Genomic DNA, 20,734 nt, shown 5'->3' on the forward strand with positions numbered 1-20,734 from the left:
ATGAAAAGACTATATCTGTTATTCGCTTTGGCAGCATGCCTCCCCGTCGCGCTCTTTGCGCAGCAGACGGAAAACAGGAAGCGGTCGGCCTGGCATCTGAGCATACCCGAAGTTACGGTCATCGGACATCGCCCGATGAAGGATATCGGAGTGCAGAAAACCACCTTCGATTCCATCGCCCTGAAGGAGAACATCGCCCTCTCGATGGCGGACATCCTGACGTTCAATTCGTCGGTGTTCGTCAAGAGCTACGGACGTGCCACTCTTTCGACGGTTGCCTTTCGCGGCACGTCGCCCTCGCACACGCAGGTGACATGGAACGGTATGCGCATCAACAACCCCATGCTCGGCATGACCGACTTTTCCACCATACCGTCCTACTTCATCGACCAGGCATCGCTGCTGCACGGTGCCTCATCCGTAAACGAGACGGGCGGCGGCATCGGCGGTCTTGTCAAACTCGGCACGACACCACAGGTCGGCGAGGGCTTCAACGCCCAATACGTGCAGGGCATCGGTTCGTTCAAGACATTCGACGAATTCGCACGCTTTACCTATGGCAGCGACCATTGGCATCTCTCCACCCGCGCCGTTTATTCTTCGTCGCCCAACGATTACAAATACACTAATCACGACAAGAAAATCAACATCTACGACGACGACAAAAACATCGTCGGACAGTATCATCCTGTGGAGCGAAACCGCTCCGGTTCGTTCAAGGATCTGCACCTGTTGCAGGAAGTGTACTACGATACGCGCAAAGGCGACAAGGTAGGATTGAACGCATGGTACATCCATTCCAACCGGGAACTGCCTATGCTCACCACCGATTACGGCGATGCAGCCGATTTCGAGAATCGCCAGCGTGAACAGACTTTTCGCAGCGTGCTGTCGTGGAACCATTTTCGAAACAACTGGAAAGCCGGTGTGAAAGGCGGCTACATCCACACGTGGATGGCTTACGACTACAAACGGGAGGTAGCTCCCGACAACTGGGCGTCGATGACGCGCTCGCGCAGCAAGGTCAATACATTTTACGGACAGGCGGAAGGAGAATACTCTCCGTCGGAGCAGTGGTTCCTGACCGCCAACGTATCGGCACACCAACATCTGGTGCGTTCCGAAGACAAGAATATTATCCTTCAGGACGGCGACAAGGCTATCGTGGGCTACGACAAGGGGCGTGTGGAACTGTCCGGCTCTTTTTCGGCAAAATGGCAGCCCACAGACCGTATAGGTATGTCGGTGGTGTTGCGCGAGGAGATGTACGGAGATCAATGGGTGCCGCTCATCCCCGCGTTTTTCATCGACGGCATATTGTCGAAAAAGGGAAACATTGTGGCGAAAGCCTCCGTATCGCGCAACTACCGCTTCCCTACGTTGAACGACCTCTATTTCCTGCCGGGTGGCAATCCAGACTTGAAAAGTGAACACGGATTTACCTACGATGCAGGCATCAGTTTCGAGGTCGGCGAGAAAAATGTCTATAAGTTGGACGGTAGTGCGAGTTGGTTCGATTCCTACGTCGACGACTGGATCATCTGGCTGCCTACAACCAAAGGATTCTTCTCACCGCGCAATATAAAGAAAGTACATGCCTACGGCGTCGAAGTCAAGGCGAACCTTGCTGTACAACCGGCAAAGGAGTGGCTTGTCGATTTGAACGGCTCCTATTCGTGGACGCCCTCCGTCAACGAGGGCGAAAGGATGTCGCCCGCCGACCAGTCGGTGGGCAAGCAGTTACCCTATGTCCCGAAACATTCCGCTTCGCTGACCGGACGGCTGTCGTGGCGTACATGGGTATTCCTTTACAAGTGGGCTTACTATTCGGAGCGTTTCACTATGTCGAGCAACGACTACACACTTACAGGACACCTGCCGCAATATTTCATGAGCAACATTTCACTTGAAAAGGGGCTCTCGTTTCGGCCGTTGGACATTCAGTTAAAACTTGCCGTGAACAACCTGTTCAACGAGGACTATCTCTCGGTGCTCTCGCGTCCCATGCCCGGCATCAATTTTGAGTTCTTTATCGGTATCACGCCCCATTGGGGAAAGAATAAGCGCGGAAAAACGGACTGATGGTGCGACCGGGGATTTTTTTTGGGGGGGGAATCTTTCTTTTTCTCTGTCGTTTCAAAAGAAAAATATTCCCTAATCTCTTGCTTTCCGCAAAAAAGGACTAACTTTGTAAGCCGTAAGTTACTGCTACCGATATGGAAGTTCAGAATGTGAAAGATACAGTCAGGCAGATATTCACCGAATATCTCAATGCGCACGGGCACCGGAAGACTCCCGAACGCTACGCCATACTCGATACCATTTACTCTATCGACGGCCATTTCGACATCGACACGCTTTACTCGGTTATGGCCGACCACGAGAAGTTCCGCGTCAGCAGGGCCACTCTCTACAATACCATCATCCTGCTTATCAACGCACGGCTGGTCATCAAGCATCTGTTCGGCAATTCGTCGCAATACGAGAAAAGCTACAATCGCGACACGCACCACCATCAAATCTGTACTCAGTGTGGCAAGGTGACGGAGTTTCAGAACGAAGACCTCCAGCACGCCATCGAGCACACCAAGCTCCGCCGCTTCAACCTGACACACTATTCCCTCTATATCTACGGATTGTGCGGCAAGTGCGAGCGGGCCAACAAGAAAAATCTGAAAAATAACATTCATAAGAAAGAAAAATGAAAGTAGACGTACTGTTAGGATTACAATGGGGCGACGAAGGCAAAGGCAAGGTTGTCGACGTACTGACGCCGCGCTACGACGTGGTGGCCCGTTTTCAAGGCGGACCGAATGCCGGCCATACGCTGGAGTTTGAAGGCCAGAAATATGTACTCCGCTCGATCCCTTCGGGAATATTCCAGGGCAACAAGGTGAATATCATCGGTAACGGCGTGGTGCTCGACCCCGCTCTCTTCAAGGCTGAGGCCGAAGCGCTCGAAGCCTCAGGTCACGACCTGAAGCAGCGCCTTCACATCTCGAAGAAGGCCCATCTCATCATGCCGACCCACCGCCTGCTCGATGCTGCTTACGAGGCTGCCAAAGGCGATGCCAAAGTGGGCACGACGGGCAAGGGCATCGGCCCTACCTATACCGACAAGGTGAGCCGCAACGGTCTCCGCGTGGGCGACCTGTTGCACGACTTCGACCGGAAGTATGCTGCCGCCAAGGCCCGTCACGAGCAGATACTCAAGAGCCTGAACTTTGAATACGACCTGGCTGAGGCCGAAAAGACCTGGTTCGAAAGCATCGAATACCTGAAGCAATTCCGGCTGGTGGATAGCGAGCACGAAATCAACAACCTCCTGAACGAAGGCAAGTCCGTCCTTTGCGAGGGTGCACAGGGCACGATGCTCGACATCGACTTTGGCTCCTATCCTTTCGTTACTTCGTCCAACACCATCTGTGCGGGTGCTTGCACGGGTTTGGGTGTGGCTCCCTGCAAGATAGGCGACGTGTACGGCATCTTCAAGGCTTATTGTACACGTGTAGGCGCAGGCCCTTTCCCCACCGAGCTTTCCGATGAGACGGGTGACAAGATTTGTACCCTCGGACACGAGTTTGGTTCCGTTACCGGCCGTCGCCGCCGTTGCGGATGGATCGACCTCGTGGCGTTGAAATACGCTATCATGGTGGACGGCGTGACGAAGCTCATTATGATGAAGAGTGACGTGCTCGACACGTTTGAAACCATCAAGGCTTGTGTGGCCTACAAGGTGGACGGCGAGGAAATCGACTACTTCCCCTTCGACATCACGGAGAGTGTGGAGCCTGTCTATGCAGAACTGCCCGGCTGGCAGACCGACATGACCCAGATGCAGAGCGAGGACGAGTTTCCCGAAGAATTCAATGCCTACCTGTCCTTCCTCGAAGAGCAGTTGGGTGTGCCCGTCAAGATTGTGTCCGTAGGCCCCGACCGCGAACAGACCATCGAACGATATACCGAAGAATAATTCGGATGCGACAGACAAACGCAGGCTTTCCTGTTGTCCGCTTCAGGGAGTCTGCGTTTATTGTTCCTTAAAACATACTTTTCATTCACTTAAAACATCCTTTTCTTCATGAAGACACATCTTTTAGCATTAGCCCTGTCAGTAGGAGCCTGTTTGTCACTTCCCGTCCGGGCCCAAAGTTATACGCCTACGGAAGAGAACCTGAAATCCCGCCAGGATTTTCGTGATGCCCGTTTCGGCATTTTCCTCCATTGGGGCCTGTATGCCATGCTGGCTACGGGCGAATGGACAATGACCAACAACAATTTGAATTATAAAGAGTATGCCAAACTGGCAGGCGGTTTCTATCCCTCGAAATTCAATGCTGCAGAGTGGGTGGCCGCCATCAAGGCATCGGGTGCCAAGTACATCTGCTTCACCAGCCGCCACCACGAAGGCTTCTCCATGTTCGATACGAAATACTCCGACTACAACGTGGCGGACGCCACACCCTTCAAACGCGACATCTTGAAGGAACTGGCCGACGAATGCCACAAGCAGGGTATCCGTCTGCATCTTTATTATTCGCACGCTGACTGGTATCGTGAAGACTATCCTTGGGGACGCACGGGTAGGGGAACGGGCCGCCCTGACGTCAAAGGCGACTGGCCGAGCTACTATCAATTCATGAACAACCAGCTGACAGAGCTGCTTACCAACTACGGGCCGATCGGTGCCATCTGGTTCGACGGCTGGTGGGATCAGGACCAGAACCCTGATTTCGACTGGCAGCTGCCCGGTCAGTATGAACTGATACATAAGCTTCAACCCGCCTGTCTCGTGGGCAACAACCATCACCAGGTGCCTTTCGAAGGCGAGGATATTCAAATCTTCGAACGCGACCTGCCGGGCGAAAACAAGGCCGGCTTTTCGGGTCAGGACATCAGCAGCCTGCCATTGGAGACGTGCGAAACGATGAACGGCATGTGGGGCTACAAGATTACCGACCAGAACTATAAGTCGACCGAAACCTTGATCCATTATCTGGTGAAGGCTGCCGGCAAGGATGCCAATCTGCTGATGAACATCGGCCCTCAGCCCGACGGATGTTTGCCCCAGGTAGCCGTAGAGCGTCTGAAGGAGATGGGGGAGTGGATGAAGACTTATGGCGAAACGATCTATGGCACGCGCGGTGGTTGTGTGGCTCCTCATTCCTGGGGTGTGACTACGCAAAAGGATGATCGTTTGTTTGTCCACATCCTTGATTTGCAGGATAAGGCACTCTTCTTGCCTTTGGAAGATCGAAAGGTGAAGCGTGCAGTGGATTTTGCAAGCCGTCAGGCCATGAAGTTCAAACGGGTGGAGGGTGGCATTGTCCTTCAGCTTGACGAAATCCCTACGGAAGTGGATAAGGTCGTAGAATTACAACTTGATTGACGGAACGAAAACGATGGAAAATTTATAATCTGTGTTAATTCCTAAGGTTACTTGCATGCCATCGCTTATCTTTGGCAAACTATTTGTTCTTGATAGAAAAACGCATATTGTCAAATGATTAAAATAGAGAATAAGTTATGGTAATAGGAATGCAATGGATTATATTTATCGGCGTAGCCGTTGTGAGCTGGTTGGTGCAGATGAACCTGCAAAGCAAGTTTAAGAAATACTCGCGAATCCCTACAGGCAACGGCATGACAGGTGCCGACGTGGCTCGTAAGATGCTCAATGACAACGGAATTTATGATGTGCAGGTCACTTGTACGCGCGGCCATCTGACCGACCACTACAATCCTGCCGACAAGACCGTCAACCTGAGCGAGAGCGTCTACTCCAGCAATAGTATCATGGCTGCTGCGGTAGCCGCCCACGAGTGCGGACACGCTTTGCAACACGCCCGTGCCTATGCGCCGCTCACCTTGCGTAGCAAGCTGGTGCCGGTTGTTTCGTTTGCCTCGAACATTATGACGTGGATACTGTTGGCGGGTATTTTGTTGCTGAACGTCTTTCCTGAATTGTTGCTGGCAGGCATCATCCTCTTTGCGACGACCACATTGTTCAGCTTTGTCACCTTGCCTGTGGAAATCAATGCCAGCAAGCGTGCATTGGTATGGCTCAGTGCGAGCGGCATTACGAATGCGTATAATCATGACAAGGCTGAAGACGCCCTCCGCTCCGCCGCCTATACCTATGTAGTGGCTGCTTTGGGGTCGCTGGCTACGCTTATTTATTACATCATGATTTTTATGGGCCGCCGCGAGTAATGCTGCCTCGTCGATAGCTTTTAGAATGGTTGCGGCCGATGTCTTTCTTCCTTTTTACGGGAAGGAGAGATGTCGGCCCTATTTTTTTATAAAGATGATGGTTGTTTGGCGGAAAATAACTACCTTTGGCCACTGATATTGTTAACGTTAACAGATTTCTATATGATTAAAATCCGTTTTGTTTCGAAGGCTTTGTGCCTCATTGTAGTTTCATTGTTTGTACAGATGGGTTTGTATGCCCAGAATGAGAAACCTTTTGTTGTCCCCGAACTGAAAGAGTGGAAGGGGAGTGAAGGAGTTTTCAACCCTTCAGCTGATATGCGTGTTGTTTATGCTCAGGAAGCCTTGTGTTCAGTGTCCGAAGCCTTTGCCGCCGACTATGGGCAGATGTTCGGTGTCAGTCCTGAAGTTGTTCAGGGCAAGCCCTCCGAAGGCGATATTTATTTTACGTTGAAGAAAGACAAGAAACTGGGTCGCGAGGGCTATACCATCCGTGTGGACCGCTATGTCACTGTCTCTGCTCCTGAGACCGTCGGTGCCTACTGGGCGACACGCACCCTGCTTCAGATCAGTGAGCAGAGCGAAGATCACCACCTGCCGAAAGGCTGGTTGTGCGACTGGCCCGACTATGCTCTGCGCGGCTTTATGATGGATTGCGGGCGTAAGTTTATCCCTATGTCCTATATGCGCGACCTGGTGAAGATGATGGCCTATTATAAGATGAATACCTTGCAGGTGCATCTCAACGATAACGGCTTCAAGCAGTTCTTCGGCCACGACTGGGATCACACCTATGCTGCCTTCCGTCTGGAATGCGACACCTATCCCGGTCTCACCGCCCGCGACGGCTATTACACCAAGCGTGAGTTCATCGACTTCCAGGAGGAGGCCGCTTCGAGCTTTGTCGAAATCATTCCCGAAATTGATGCGCCTGCCCATACGCTGGCCTTCACCCATTACAAGCCTGAGATAGGCAGCAAGGAGTATGGCATGGATCACCTCGACCTGTTCAACCCTGAGACTTACGAGTTCATGGACGGACTTTTCAAGGAATACTTGGAGGGCGAAGAGCCTGTGTTTCGTGGCCCGCGCGTCCATATCGGTACTGACGAGTATTCCAACAAGAAGAAGGATGTAGTCGAGAAGTTCCGTGCCTTTACGGATTATTATATCCGCTTGGTGGAGAGTTACGGCAAGCAGGCCTGTGTGTGGGGCGCCCTGACCCATGCCGCCGGCGAGACGCCCGTCAAGTCGGAGAATGTCATTATGAGTGCCTGGTACAACGGGTATGCCGATCCCAAGGAGATGGTGCGCCAGGGTTACAAACTTATCAGCATTCCCGACGGACTGGTCTACATCGTGCCTGCCGCCGGCTACTACTACGACTACCTGAATACCCAATACCTTTATGAAAAGTGGACACCAGCCCATGTGGCCAAGGCTGTCTTCGAGGAGAAAGACCCTGCCATTCTGGGCGGTATGTTTGCCGTGTGGAACGACCATGTGGGCAATGGCATTTCCGTCAAGGACATCCATCACCGCCTTTTTCCCGCTTTGCAGACGCTGGCCGCCAAGACATGGGATGCACAGGTAGGCCTGCCTTATGCCGACTTCGACCGCCTTCGTCAGGGTCTGAGCGAAGCCCCCGGCGTCAACCAGCTGGGCCGTATCGGTCGTACCGAAGGTTTGGTTTATGAAGTGGACGAAGTGCGTCCAAACTCCCGCCTGGCCCATGAAGAGATAGGCTACGGCTACACCGTCAGCTTCGACCTTGAGGCGGCCGACGAAGCTCCCGGCACCGAACTGTTCCGTTCGGACAATGCTGTCTTCTACCTGGCCGACCCCGTCAGCGGTCGTTTCGGTTTTGTGCGCGACGGCTATCTGAACACCTTCCAGTTCTGTCCCTATCCGGGTGAGAAGCTGAACGTGCAGGTGAAAGGTGACAATCGCTCCACTTCGCTCCTCATCAACGGCAAGCTCGTTGAGACGATGGACATCCAGAAGCGCTACTTCAACGGCGGCAAGGACTCCATGAACTACATCCGCACTCTTGTCTTTCCGCTTCGGGAAACCGGTTCGTTCAAGAGTAAGATTACCAACCTGAAAGTTTATAACCAATAATTCTATATTCGCATGAAGAATATCAATTTCTCCGCTTCCCTGCTTTGCTCGCTTTCGGGCACGGCAGTTGTGCTTCCCCTCCTTTCGTCCTGCTCCGTGCAGAAGAAGGCCGAGGCCAAGCCCTACAACATCGTCTACATTATGACCGACGACCACACGGCGCAGATGATGAGTTGCTACGACCAACGTTACATCGAGACGCCCAACCTCGACCGCATCGCCGCCGACGGTGTACGCTTCACCAACAGCTTTGTGGCCAACTCGTTGAGCGGCCCCAGCCGTGCCTGCATGATTACGGGCAAGCATAGTCATGCCAACGGTTTCACGGACAACACCACCTGTGTGTTCGACGGCTCGCAGCAAACCATGCCCAAGCTTCTCCAGCAGGCGGGCTATCAGACGGCCATCGTCGGCAAGTGGCACCTCGAAAGCCTGCCCACCGGCTTCGACTACTGGGAAATCCTGCCCGGTCAGGGTGATTACTACAACCCGCGTTTCATCACCATGCAGAACGATACCGTCACCGAGAAGGGCTATCTGACCAACCTCATCACCGACAAGAGCATCGACTGGATGGAGAACCAACGTGACAAGGATAAGCCATTCTGCCTCTTCATCCACCATAAGGCCATTCACCGCAACTGGCTGCCCGAACTGAAGTATCTTTCCCTTTACGAGGACAAGACCTTTCCCATGCCCGACAACTTCTATGACGACTACGAAGGCCGTCCGGCCGCTGCCACGCAGGAGATGAGCATCTGGAAGGACATGGACATCATCTACGACACGAAGATGTACCGCAAGGATCTCAAAACTCCGCTCAAGGGGACTTACGAATCCTTTATAGGCCGCCTTACGCCCGAAGAACGCGCCCAGTACGATGCCTTCTATGCGCCCATCATCGAGGAGTTCTACAAGAAGAATCCGCAGGGACGTGACCTGGCCGAGTGGAAATACCAGCGTTATATGCGTGACTATGCCAAAGTGGTGAAGTCGCTCGACGACAATGTGGGCCGTGTACTCGACTACTTGCAAGAGAAAGGCCTGCTGGACAACACCCTCGTAGTCTATGCTTCAGACCAGGGCTTCTACATGGGTGAGCACGGCTGGTTCGACAAGCGCTTCATGTACGAGGAGTCTATGCGCACGCCGCTCGTGATGCGTTTGCCCAAGGATTTCCAGACTCGTGGCGACATTCCGCAACTGGTGCAGAACATTGACTATGCACCCACTTTCCTTGATTTGGTTGGAGCGCCCATTCCAGACGACATCCAGGGTGTCTCCCTATTGCCCCTGCTTCGTGGCGAGAAGCCGGCCGACTGGCGCAAGTCGCTATACTATCACTTCTACGAATATCCGGCCGAGCACATGGTAAAGCGCCATTATGGCGTGCGTACCGAGTGTTACAAGCTCATCCACTTCTACAATGACATCGACAAATGGGAGCTCTACGACCTGCAGGAAGACCCCACCGAGATGCACAACCTCTACGGTAAGCCGGGCTATGAGCAGGTGACGGAAAGCCTTCGTGCCGAGCTGAAGAAGCTTCAGACCCAGTACCAAGACCCCATTGAAGAGAAACTTCAGGCCGAGAAAGCGCAGAAGAAATAAAAATCAAGCGTCCCGGCTTCGTGGTCATTCCTTCTTGTTGTTAGAAGAAAGGTTAGCCCTTTTGTGGCAGATGTCCTAAAAGGAGGAAACGCTAAGTTTGAAAAATCTGTTAATAGCCTGCCTTTTCACTCCCCAGACACTTTTAACCCCATCTTCTCTGCCCGTTGGAACATAAACTGACGGGCAGCTTCGTATTCATTAGGAATAACGCCGTCAAGAATGGCATCTTTGATGGCGCTTTTCAAAGCCCCCACTTGCTGACAGGGGGGAAGGCCAAAGGTATGCATAATCTCCTCGCCACTGACAGGAGGCTGAAAGTTACGAATACGGTCGCGTTCCTCCAAGTCTTTCAATTTTTGACGTACCAACTGGAAATTATCCAAGAAACGCTTCTTGCGTTCAGAGTTCTTTGATGTAATATCTGCCTCACATAAAGTCATCAAATCGTCAATATCGTCACCGGCTTCAAAAAGCAATCGGCGGACAGCAGAGTCTGTAACCTCTTCATCGGCTATCACAATCGGTCGCATGTGTAACCCTACAAGTTTCTGTACATATTTCATTTTCTCATTCATAGGCAGCTTCATCTTGCGGAAAATGTTGGGTATCATCTTCTCGCCTATGAAATTATGATTATGGAAGGTCCAACCAGCACGAGGATCCCATCTTTTCGTGGCTGGTTTGGCAATGTCATGCAACAAAGCCGCCCAGCGCAGCCATAAATTATCAGTCTTACGGCTGATATTGTCGAGCACTTCTAATGTGTGATAGAAATTGTCCTTATGCGCCCGTCCGTTGCGAGTCTCTATTCCTTGCAAAGCCACCAATTCAGGAAAAATCAGTTCAAGAAGTCCGCTTCTATCCAGATCAATAAAACCTTTTGAAGGAATGGGCGACAACATGATTTTATTCAGCTCATCAGCTATACGCTCTTTGGAAATGATTTCAATGCGTTCCTTATTACGACAAAGCGACTCGAATGTCTCATCATCAATATAAAAATTAAGTTGTGTGGCGAAACGGATGCAACGCATCATACGCAACGGGTCATCGCTGAACGTAATATCCGGGTCAAGTGGTGTACGAATCGTGCGCTCTTTCAGGTCGTCCATTCCATCGAAAGGATCTACCAGTTCACCATAACGCGCCTTGTTCAAACAAACAGCCAGGGCATTGATTGTAAAATCGCGCCGATTTTGGTCATCTTCCAACGTGCCGTCCTCGACGATAGGCTTTCGTGAATCGTGTGTATAAGACTCCTTGCGGGCACCGACAAACTCAATCTCCGTACTCCGATACTTCAATTGGGCTGTACCGAAATTCTTGAACACGGATACATGGGCTCCACGCCCCAACCGGCGTCCCAATGCTTCCGCCATGGCAATTCCACTACCTACCACTACGACATCAATATCTTTTGACGGACGTTGCAAGAATATATCGCGCACATATCCACCCACGACGTAACATTCCAGTCCAAGTTCATCAGCCGTTTCAGAGATTTGTTTGAATATCTTGGCATCGAAACGCTGCTTCAATTCATCAGCTGTCAGTTCAATCATAATTCAGTCCGTTTGCATTTTAATGGTTTCGCGACGGCAAAGATAGCGATATTATTTCTATTTTTGTCGCGACAACGACAACCACATTGTAATATCCATAAAAAAGAGTATATATATGAAGAAGATTATCATCCTGGCATGTCTTTGCAGTGCATTGATTGCATGCGAAAATACGAAAAAGAAAGCTGCTTTAAAGCTGGCTGAAGCACGGGCCGCCTTTGAGGCCGGCAACTACAACGAAGCGAAGATGCAGATAGACAGCATCAAAATACTTTATCCAAAAGCCTTTGACATCCGTCGCCAGGGTATTTATCTGATGCAGGAAGTCGAGCTGAAAGAACAGCAAAAGACACTGGAATATTTGGACAGCATGTTGGCTGTGAAACAACAGGAGTTCGAAGCCGTCAAAGGTAAATTTGTCTTAGAGAAAGACATGGCTTATCAACGTATAGGACATTACTTAGTGCCCGCGCAAGTCATTGAACGGAATTTACACCGTTCTTTTCTGCGATTTCAAACAGACGAAACAGGTTTGGTCAGCTTAACGTCCATATATTGTGGAAGTTATAACATCCATCACACTGCCGTAAAGGTGATTGCACCCGATGGAAACTTTGCGGAAACTTCCGTTTCACGTGACAGTTACGAAACCACCGACTTAGGAGAACATATCGAAAAGGCCGACTATAAATTAGGAGAAGATGGAGGTGTCATTGCCTTCGTTGCAGCCAACAAAGACAAAAATCTTCGTGTTGATTATACAGGTGAACGTTCTTATACAACCCACATGCTTTCAGCCGACCGTCAGGCAGCGTCCGACATCTATGAACTTGGCAAAACGCTCTCTTCCATCACCGAAATCAAGAAAAATATAGAGGAAGCCAACCAGAAGATACAATTCATACAAAAGAAAGTGACAGAACAGAAAACGAAAACAGAGAAATAGACACCGTCCAAAAAGATGTGTAAATGGGTGGTGTAAAATAACCTGTGTCACGCATTATTTTTTCGCTGTAGGGGCGCAAAGGGGAGGAACCGTCCATACCGACCGATGAGTTTAAAAGTTCAGTAAGCGAATGTAATTTCTTCGATACCGCGACTTTCTTTATCATCTTGTCGGGTTATCTGTTCAATTTTATTTTGTAAGCCCTCGGCTTTTATCATCGTTAGCCTTACTTGGAGTATTCGTTTGAACGGGATAAAGCATCGTTTTAGACTGGACAAAGCATTGCTTTAAGCTGAATAAAGCGCTGCTTTAATAAACGGTTGCCAATGCCTACTCTTCCACAAACATCAGGTCGCTGATAATTCCGTCGGAGACAAAGATGCCTTCGCGAGTGAGTTGCAGGTGGGTATCTTGTTGTTTCAACTTGCCGCTCTTCAGGTAGGGAGTGGCCATCGAGGTGCAATAGTCGGAAAGCGCCTGGCTGAAACGGGTTCTAAGCGTCGGCAGGTCGATGCCGAGACGGGTACGCAGGGAGGTCATAATGTATTCGTTGTAGTGGGTTGTCAGGCTCAATTCCTCTTTTTCATAGAGCCTGTCTTTGCTTTCAATGGACGAGATGTATTTTTTTAGTGAGGGAATGTTCCATTCGCGGCTGTACTTGTCGAACGAATGGGCTGACGGGCCGCAACCTAAATAGGGGATGCCTTGCCAGTAGGATGTATTGTGGCGCGAATGATAGCCGGGCTTGCAGAAGTTGGAAATCTCGTAGTGTTCGTATCCGAAAGTTGAGAGGGTATCCATCAGGGTGGTAAAGAAACGTACACTGCTGTCCTCGTCCACTTCGTTTATCCGATGGGTTTGTAGCATCTGATAGAGAGGAGTGCCTTCTTCATACGTCAGGTGGTAGGCCGAGATATGCTCCACATCGAGGGCAATAGCTTGGCGGAGGTCATGTTCCCAGCGTTCGTCCGTCTCGCCGGGCAGGCCGTAGATAAGGTCGATGCTGATGTTACGGAAACCGTGTCGGCGGCAGCGGCCGACGGCTTCAATAGCTTGGCCGGCATTGTGACGGCGGTTCAGCAGGCGGAGGGTGGCGTCGTCGAAGGTCTGGATGCCCATGCTGATGCGGTTGAAGGGCAGGCGGCTGAGCATGGCTGCGTAGTCTTCGGTCAGGTCGTCGGGGTTTGCTTCGAGGGTAATTTCCTCACATGTATCGAGGCCGTAGGCGTCGGACAAAGTGTCGAAGACTTGGCGGAAATCTTCTTCTCCGAGTTGTGAGGGTGTGCCGCCGCCGAAATAGATGGTACGGACAGCCTCGTTTTTCAGGTAATTGCGGCGCATGGTGAGTTCCTTACACAGGGCATTGATGTAGCGTTGTTTCAGATCGCTGCGCGTGGTGGAGTAGAAGTCACAATAAATACATCGTGTCTTGCAAAAAGGAATGTGGATATAGATGCCTGCCATGAATGTTTTCTATTTCAATGTTGCAAAAGTAAGAAACTGTTTTGGCATTTTTTCTTTGCCTGCCTGAAATATTAAGGCAATTGGATAGAAGTTCTGTCTCTTTTGTGAGGAATTTGTCTTTTTTGCAGGGATTGTTTGTATGTAAACTTTTAAATGTGTATTTTTGACATTTAAGAAGCCGCATGACAAAGATTGTATGGCAGAATATTTGAAGAAAACTGCGGCGTAACATTCTGATAACCTTATGAATTAAACATAAAAAAGGACCATGAAAAAGAAACTGAAAACGACTTTAGCCTTGTTGTTTATGACAATGGCTTCGATGGCACATAATGTAGAGATGACCGGTCCTGACGGACGATTGCGGTTGAAAGTGGTTAACGAAGGAGAGACAGGGGTGTCCTATTCGGTAATTTACGATGGCAAGCAGATGGTCGATGCTTCTCCTTTGGGCCTGAAGACGAATATAGGTGATTTCTCAAGTGGTTTGAAGCTGGTGAAACATGAAACATCTCAGATAGACACGACTTATCGACTGACACGCATCAAGACTTCGCAAGTACATTATCTGGCCAATGAATTGGTATGCTACCTATCCAATGCGGAAGGGAAGTCCATATCGGTCACTTTCCGTATCAGTAACAATGATATTGCTTTTCGTTATACTTTACCTCAACAAGGCGAGACGGGTAGTGTGCGGGTGATGGAAGAATCGACAGGATTTCACTTTCCCCAACAGACCACGACTTTCCTTTGTCCGCAGAGCGATGCCATGATTGGCTGGAAGCGAACCAAGCCCAGTTATGAAGAAGAATACAAAGCAGACGCTCCAATGAATGAACGTTCTCAATACGGACATGGCTATACATTCCCTTGCCTTTTCCGTGTGGGCGATGACGGCTGGGTGTTGGTCAGTGAGACGGGTGTGGATAGCCGTTATTGTGGTTCGCATTTGAATGATGCCGACAACGGTCTTTATCGGATTGCTTTTCCCATGCCCGAAGAAAACAATGGCAACGGGACGGTAGAACCGGCTTTTTCCTTGCCGGGCAGTACGCCTTGGCGTACACTGACGGTGGGCTCTACGTTGAAACCTATTGTGGAAACGACCGTACCTTGGGATGTAGTGACACCGCGTTATGAAACGGTACATGACTATCGTTTTGGCCGCAGTACATGGAGTTGGATTCTATGGCAGGACAATAGCGTCAACTATGACGATCAAGTGCGTTTCATTGATTTGGCTGCTGAGATGGGTTATGAATATGTATTGATTGATGCCTGGTGGGACAAAAATATTGGCTACGAGCGTATGGAACAGCTTATCGCCTATGCACAAAGCAAGAAAGTAGACGTATTTCTTTGGTATAGTTCCAGCGGCTATTGGAATGACATCACTCAGAGTCCTGTAAACAAGATGGATAACGCGATTATTCGCAAGCAAGAGATGCGTTGGATGCAGAAGTTAGGGGTGAAGGGCATCAAGGTTGACTTCTGGGGAGGTGATAAACAGGAAACGATGCGCCTCTACGAAGATGTGTTAAGCGATGCCGATGACCATGGGCTGATGGTTATCTTCCATGGCTGCACCCTGCCACGTGGCTGGGAAAGGATGTATCCTAATTATGTAGGAAGTGAGGCTGTTCTGGCTTCTGAGAACTTGATTTTTCAACAGCACTTCTGTGATAACGAAGCATTCAATGCCTGCCTGCATCCGTTCATCCGCAATACAGTGGGTTGCATGGAGTTTGGAGGGACTTTTCTGAATAAACGTTTGAATAGAGGAAATGATGGCGGTAGTATCCGAAAGACGTCGGACGTCTTCCAATTGGCTACGGCGATACTCTTCCAAAATCCTATTCAGAATTATGCGTTGGCTCCCAATAATCTGACGGATGCTCCTCAGATTTGTTTGGATTTTATGAAGCAGATACCTACCACGTGGGACGAGACTCGTTTCATTGATGGTTATCCGGGTAGCTATATCGTATTGGCACGGCGTCATGGCGATAGGTGGTATTTGGCTGCTATCAATGCGATGGAGGAACCTTTGAAGCTGAAACTTTCGTTTCCCGAATGGGGCAGTTCTACGGTATCTGCCTATACAGACGACAAAGAAATGCAGCCGCAACTGAAAGCGCAGAAGGTAAAGGACAACGGAGAGTTTCAGTTGACTCTACAGCCTCAAGGTGGAGTAGTGTGGGTGAAATGAAAATCTTATTTATATATTATATAGATGAAAATACTTTTGAATTTGTGGATCGTAATCGGTTTGTTGTTGGTTGGCATCCTTCCTGCACAGGCAAGAACAGACAAAGTAACGAACGAACCGGATTCTGTTTATTTGTTCTCGTATGCCTGTGCCGATGGAGAGAGCGGATTAAGGTTCGCTTGGAGTCCCGATGGAAGGAAATGGCTTTCTGTGGCAGACGGCTACGACTATGTGAAATGTGATTTTGGCCCTTGGGGACGTGAAAAGAAAATGTTCTCTCCTCACTTGGTACAGAATATTTCCGATGGTTTATGGCATTGTATTTGGACGGCCACTCGTAGCGGGGAAGTCTTGGCTCATGCTGCTTCACCCGATTTGCTGAAGTGGGGTGCACAAAGCTATTTTACGAAAGAAGAACTGGGAAAATATGAATTGAAGTCACCTTATCCCACAAAGGAAACGAGTGTTCTTTTGGACGGAAAGCAAGAAAGCGGTTGGATGCAGCGAGTTTCTTATAAAACGGTAGAGCAGTTGATTCGCTATGCTGATCATAAGAAATACCGCCAACATTTATACGACGAACGTGCAGAAGAAGATTCTGTACGTTTTGCCGGATTGAAACCGTTGGAAGCAACCATCCAGGTGGATGCTTCACAAGGGAAAAGCATCAGCGACCGTTTGATAGGCATATTCTTTGAGGACATCAATTATGCAGCCGATGGCGGTCTGTACGCCGAGCTGGTGCAGAATCGTGATTTTGAGTATTCATCGAAAGACGGTTCGCGTCAAGGTTGGGATAGCGGCTATGCTTGGAGTGTGACGGGTGGGCAAGGCAGTTTCGCGATTGCGACCGAACATCCAATCCATGAAAACAATCCCCATTATGCCGTTCTGGATATTCGACAGACGGGTGCATCCTTGCAGAATGATGGTTATGACGGAATAACATTAAAGAAAGGTGAGAGGTATGATTTCTCCTGTTTTGCCCGTATTGTTGGCGAAAGTAAAGGAGGAAAAGTCTTAATCAGTCTGCTTGATCAGGAAGGGAATGAAGTAGGGAAGACTTCGGTAAAAGTTTCTTCAAAGAGCTGGAAAAAACTCAATGCTGTGTTGACTGCACAGGAGGATGTACGTGCTGCAAAGCTGTCTCTCCAACCGGAAATGAGTGGCACTTATCATTTTGATATGGTTTCACTCTTTCCACAGAATACGTTTAAAGGGCGTAAGAATGGATTGCGTGCAGATTTGGCTCAAACGTTGGCCGATCTTCATCCGCGTTTTGTCCGTTTTCCGGGTGGGTGCGTGGCTCATGGCGATGGCATAGATAATATCTACGATTGGAAGGGATCCATCGGTTCTTTGGAAGCCCGAAAGCCTTTACGTAATTTGTGGGGGTATCATCAAACACGTGGTTTGGGTTACTTTGAATATTTTCAGTTCTGTGAGGATATAGGTGCGGAGCCTGTACCTGTATTGGCGGCGGGCGTACCTTGTCAGAATTCAGGTACGTGCAGCCATCATTCCAAGGATGAAATAGGCTGTAACGGACAGCAGAGAGGTATTCCGATGGATGAAATGCCTGCTTACATCCAGGATGTGCTCGACTTGATAGAATATGCTAATGGGGATACTCATAAGACGAAGTGGGGCAAGAAGCGTGCGGAAACTGGCCATCCCAAACCTTTCAATCTGAAATACATTGGCATCGGCAATGAAGACCTGATAACAGAAGTGTTTGAAGAACGTTTTACAATGATTTATAAGGCCGTTCGCGAAAAATATCCAGAGGTGACGGTCATTGGTACGGTAGGCCCCTTCTATGAAGGGACTGACTATGACGAAGGTTGGAAACTGGCTGCTCACTTGGATGTTCCGATGGTGGATGAACATTATTATGTGGCTCCAGGTTGGTTTATCCACAATCAGGATTATTACGATCGCTATGACCGCAGCAAGCCGAAGGTTTATTTGGGCGAATATGCTGCTCATCTGCCAGGACGTCCTAATAATTTGGAGACAGCTCTTTCCGAAGCGTTGTATCTGACCGCGGTGGAACGTAATGCCGATGTGGTGGCTATGACTTCCTACGCACCGTTATTAGCCAAGGAAGGACATATCCAGTGGCGTCCCGATTTGATCTATTTCAATAATGTAGAAGTAAAGCCGACAGTCGACTATTACACGCAACAAATGTATGCTCAGAATGCCGGAAACGAATATTTTGCATCTACAATTACGTTGGATAACGGACAGGATACGGTAAAGAAACGGATTGGCGTATCGGTTGTAAAAGATCCGGTGACCAGTGATTATATTGTGAAATTGGTGAATATGTTGCCTGTTGAGGTCGCTTCCAAAATAGAGTTGGAGGGTGTCACCCTCGTAAATCCTACGGCACAGAAGATTGTTTTGGCAGGAAATCCGAAAGATAAAGATGTAACTCCGATAACAGAAGATTTTGAAGTGCAGGAACACGGTTTTGACTATACATTACCTCCTTATTCTTTTACTGTAATCCGTGTCGGACAAAGAATGGATGAATGAGATAATTTTATATATATGCAGACAGTTAATTTAATTGTTAACCATGAAAAGAACATGCTTATTGGCTGTAGCTGTCCTACTTGTAGGCAGTTTGGCCGCACAGAAAGGAACCTTGCATTCCGGCTATCCTATTGACCCTGTCCCTTTTACTTCGGTTAAACTAACGGATGTTTTTTGGGGACAACGTCTTAAGGCCAGTCGCGAAGTAACTATTCCGCTGGCTTTCAGCAAATGTGAGGAAACGGGACGTTATGAGAATTTTGTAAAAGCAGCCCATCCCAGTGATGAGTATAAAGTAGAAGGCTTCTCGTTCGATGATACGGATGTTTATAAGACGATTGAAGGAGCCAGCTATCTATTACAAACCTACCCGGACAAGAAACTGGAAAAATACATAGATAGTGTACTGCTGATTGTAGCTGGTGCACAGGAGCCCGACGGTTATCTTTATACCGCCCGTACTATGAATCCGAAACATCCCCATGACTGGGCTGGCCCTGAACGGTGGACAAAGGTAGAGGAACTCAGTCATGAATTCTATAATCTGGGGCATATGGTGGAAGGCGCAGTGGCTCATTATCAGGCTACCGGCAAGCGTAATTTCTTGGATATTGCCATTAAATATGCAGATTGTGTTTGTAAAGCAATCGGTAACGGCCCAGATCAGAAAAAATTGGTTCCGGGACATCAAATAGCCGAAATGGCATTGGTACGCCTTTACCTTGTGACCGGTGACCGTAAATATCTCGACCAAGCAAAGTTCTTTTTGGATGCACGTGGCTATACAAGTCGTAAAGATGTCTATAGCCAGGCGCATAAACCTGTATTGGAACAGGATGAAGCTGTAGGTCATGCAGTACGTGCTACTTACATGTATGCCGGTATGGCAGATGTGGCAGCCATTACAGGCGATTCTTCTTACATTAAAGCTATAGATAAGATTTGGGAGAACATTGTTACCAAGAAAATTTACATTACAGGTGGTATCGGTGCACGCCATGCCGGTGAGGCCTTTGGTGATAATTACGAACTGCCCAATCTTTCTGCTTATAATGAAACATGCGCGGCCATTGGCAATGTGTATGTCAACTACCGCCTGTTTTTGTTGCACGGTGATGCTAAATATTTTGATGTATTGGAGCGTACACTTTATAATGGCCTGATATCTGGCGTATCTTTGGACGGTGGCTCGTTCTTCTATCCTAATCCATTGGCTTCGACAGGTGGTTATAGCCGTAAGCCTTGGTTTGGATGTGCTTGTTGTCCCAGCAATATCAGCCGTTTCATTCCTTCTTTGCCAGGTTATGTCTATGCAGTAAAGGATGACCACGTGTATGTCAATCTTTATATGGCCAATCGTGGTGAATTGAAGGTAAAAAGCAAAAAACTTGTGCTTGAGCAGGAAACTTCTTATCCTTGGGACGGCGATATTCGGATACGGATAGCACAGGGAACTATACCCTTTACGATGAATTTGCGTATACCGGGTTGGGTACGTAATGAAGTGCTTCCGGGAGACTTATATTATTATGATGACAAACAGAAGCCTGGCTACACGGTAACGGTCAATGGAGAAGCTGTAGGAGGAGTACTTCAGAAAGGCTATTTGCAGATTGAACGCAAGTGGAGAAAAGGTGATGTAGTAGAAATACGTTTTGATATGCAACCACGTGTTGTCAGAGCCAATGAAAAGGTAACAGCAGACCGCGGACGAGTAGCGATAGAACGTGGCCCTATTGTATATTGTGCCGAATGGCCGGACAATGATTTTAATGTGCATAATATCCTGCTAAACCTGCATCCTTCTTTCCAAGTGGTAGACAAGCCGGATCTGTTGTATGGTATTCGTGAAATTACTACCGACGCACAGGCGCTTAGTTATGATGCAGCAGGTAAGTTGGCAGTAAAAGATGTCAATTTGACTTTGATACCTTATTATGCATGGGCACATCGGGGAGAAGGAGACATGGAAGTTTGGCTCCCTATTGAGATTAGCGCTTCGTCAGCGCAGCCACAGAAAGCAGCAGAACAGGAAGATAATGGATTTTTTAATCATTAAAT

General features: G+C 49.0%; 13 protein-coding genes. 11 read left to right on the forward strand and 2 right to left on the reverse strand.

All coding sequences use genetic code 11. The features are described 5' to 3' along the window. The 7 genes from Q0Z70_RS04490 (at position 1) to Q0Z70_RS04520 (ending at position 9,945) form a co-directional block, all read left to right on the forward strand. The gene (locus Q0Z70_RS04490) at positions 1–2,082 is read left to right on the forward strand and encodes a TonB-dependent receptor (RefSeq protein ID WP_298072926.1); all 2,082 of its coding nucleotides are present in this window, start codon (positions 1–3) and stop codon (positions 2,080–2,082) included. A gap of 134 nt (positions 2,083–2,216) precedes the next feature. Continuing rightward, complete coding sequence (locus Q0Z70_RS04495; RefSeq protein ID WP_298072927.1) at positions 2,217–2,705, forward strand: Fur family transcriptional regulator; 489 nt, start codon at positions 2,217–2,219, stop codon at positions 2,703–2,705. Next, positions 2,702–3,973 (forward strand): adenylosuccinate synthase, encoded by a 1,272-nt coding sequence (locus Q0Z70_RS04500; protein WP_298072928.1) that lies wholly within the window; start codon positions 2,702–2,704, stop codon positions 3,971–3,973. Before Q0Z70_RS04495 ends, Q0Z70_RS04500 begins: the two co-directional genes overlap by 4 nt. A 108-nt stretch (positions 3,974–4,081) precedes the next feature. Beyond that, positions 4,082–5,389 carry an alpha-L-fucosidase gene (locus Q0Z70_RS04505; RefSeq protein ID WP_298072929.1) on the forward strand — a complete coding sequence of 436 codons (1,308 nt, stop codon included), beginning with the start codon at positions 4,082–4,084 and terminating at the stop codon, positions 5,387–5,389. A gap of 137 nt (positions 5,390–5,526) precedes the next feature. Beyond that, positions 5,527–6,213, forward strand: a complete 687-nt coding sequence (locus Q0Z70_RS04510; protein ID WP_298072930.1) for a zinc metallopeptidase — start codon at positions 5,527–5,529, stop codon at positions 6,211–6,213. 171 nt (positions 6,214–6,384) lie between these two features. Next, the gene (locus Q0Z70_RS04515; RefSeq protein WP_298072945.1) at positions 6,385–8,334 is read left to right on the forward strand and encodes a family 20 glycosylhydrolase; all 1,950 of its coding nucleotides are present in this window, start codon (positions 6,385–6,387) and stop codon (positions 8,332–8,334) included. A gap of 12 nt (positions 8,335–8,346) precedes the next feature. Then, positions 8,347–9,945, forward strand: a complete 1,599-nt coding sequence (locus Q0Z70_RS04520) for a sulfatase (protein WP_298072931.1) — start codon at positions 8,347–8,349, stop codon at positions 9,943–9,945. A gap of 125 nt (positions 9,946–10,070) precedes the next feature. Here the strand turns inward: Q0Z70_RS04520 and Q0Z70_RS04525 are convergent, their stop codons facing one another. Then, positions 10,071–11,507: an HD domain-containing protein gene (locus tag Q0Z70_RS04525; protein ID WP_298072932.1), complete on the reverse strand. Its 1,437-nt coding sequence runs from the start codon at positions 11,505–11,507 to the stop codon at positions 10,071–10,073. A 115-nt stretch (positions 11,508–11,622) separates the two neighbouring features. Between Q0Z70_RS04525 and Q0Z70_RS04530 the strand changes: the two genes are divergently transcribed. Beyond that, a complete protein-coding gene (locus Q0Z70_RS04530; RefSeq protein ID WP_298072933.1) occupies positions 11,623–12,453 on the forward strand; it encodes a hypothetical protein in 831 nt (276 codons plus the stop codon). 330 nt (positions 12,454–12,783) lie between these two features. On the opposite strand, the gene hemW is transcribed toward Q0Z70_RS04530, so the two are convergent. Then, the gene (gene hemW, locus Q0Z70_RS04535) at positions 12,784–13,917 is read right to left on the reverse strand and encodes a radical SAM family heme chaperone HemW (protein ID WP_298072934.1); all 1,134 of its coding nucleotides are present in this window, start codon (positions 13,915–13,917) and stop codon (positions 12,784–12,786) included. Between the two features lie 268 nt (positions 13,918–14,185). Between hemW and Q0Z70_RS04540 the strand changes: the two genes are divergently transcribed. The 3 genes from Q0Z70_RS04540 to Q0Z70_RS04550 are packed head-to-tail and all read left to right on the forward strand — an operon-like array spanning position 14,186 to position 20,732. After that, complete coding sequence (locus Q0Z70_RS04540; RefSeq protein ID WP_298072935.1) at positions 14,186–16,129, forward strand: glycoside hydrolase family 97 protein; 1,944 nt, start codon at positions 14,186–14,188, stop codon at positions 16,127–16,129. A gap of 24 nt (positions 16,130–16,153) precedes the next feature. Beyond that, positions 16,154–18,673 carry an alpha-L-arabinofuranosidase C-terminal domain-containing protein gene (locus Q0Z70_RS04545; protein ID WP_298072936.1) on the forward strand — a complete coding sequence of 840 codons (2,520 nt, stop codon included), beginning with the start codon at positions 16,154–16,156 and terminating at the stop codon, positions 18,671–18,673. A gap of 43 nt (positions 18,674–18,716) precedes the next feature. Next, positions 18,717–20,732 carry a glycoside hydrolase family 127 protein gene (locus Q0Z70_RS04550; RefSeq protein WP_298072937.1) on the forward strand — a complete coding sequence of 672 codons (2,016 nt, stop codon included), beginning with the start codon at positions 18,717–18,719 and terminating at the stop codon, positions 20,730–20,732. The last annotated feature ends 2 nt before the right edge of the window (positions 20,733–20,734 follow it).

Origin of the sequence: uncultured Bacteroides sp., from assembly GCF_947632445.1 — a bacterium.
Taxonomy (GTDB): Bacteria; Bacteroidota; Bacteroidia; order Bacteroidales; family Bacteroidaceae; genus Bacteroides.

Excerpts from the sequence above, each read along its gene's own strand:
- Q0Z70_RS04490 (WP_298072926.1), top strand. The coding sequence starts at position 1 with ATGAAAAGACTATATCTGTTATTCGCTTTGGCAGCATGCCTCCCCGTC.
- Q0Z70_RS04495 (WP_298072927.1), top strand. The coding sequence starts at position 2,217 with ATGGAAGTTCAGAATGTGAAAGATACAGTCAGGCAGATATTCACCGAA.
- Q0Z70_RS04500 (WP_298072928.1), top strand. The coding sequence starts at position 2,702 with ATGAAAGTAGACGTACTGTTAGGATTACAATGGGGCGACGAAGGCAAA.
- Q0Z70_RS04505 (WP_298072929.1), top strand. The coding sequence starts at position 4,082 with ATGAAGACACATCTTTTAGCATTAGCCCTGTCAGTAGGAGCCTGTTTG.
- Q0Z70_RS04510 (WP_298072930.1), top strand. The coding sequence starts at position 5,527 with ATGGTAATAGGAATGCAATGGATTATATTTATCGGCGTAGCCGTTGTG.
- Q0Z70_RS04520 (WP_298072931.1), top strand. The coding sequence starts at position 8,347 with ATGAAGAATATCAATTTCTCCGCTTCCCTGCTTTGCTCGCTTTCGGGC.
- Q0Z70_RS04525 (WP_298072932.1), bottom strand. The coding sequence starts at position 11,507 with ATGATTGAACTGACAGCTGATGAATTGAAGCAGCGTTTCGATGCCAAG.
- Q0Z70_RS04530 (WP_298072933.1), top strand. The coding sequence starts at position 11,623 with ATGAAGAAGATTATCATCCTGGCATGTCTTTGCAGTGCATTGATTGCA.
- hemW (WP_298072934.1), bottom strand. The coding sequence starts at position 13,917 with ATGGCAGGCATCTATATCCACATTCCTTTTTGCAAGACACGATGTATT.
- Q0Z70_RS04540 (WP_298072935.1), top strand. The coding sequence starts at position 14,186 with ATGAAAAAGAAACTGAAAACGACTTTAGCCTTGTTGTTTATGACAATG.
- Q0Z70_RS04545 (WP_298072936.1), top strand. The coding sequence starts at position 16,154 with ATGAAAATACTTTTGAATTTGTGGATCGTAATCGGTTTGTTGTTGGTT.
- Q0Z70_RS04550 (WP_298072937.1), top strand. The coding sequence starts at position 18,717 with ATGAAAAGAACATGCTTATTGGCTGTAGCTGTCCTACTTGTAGGCAGT.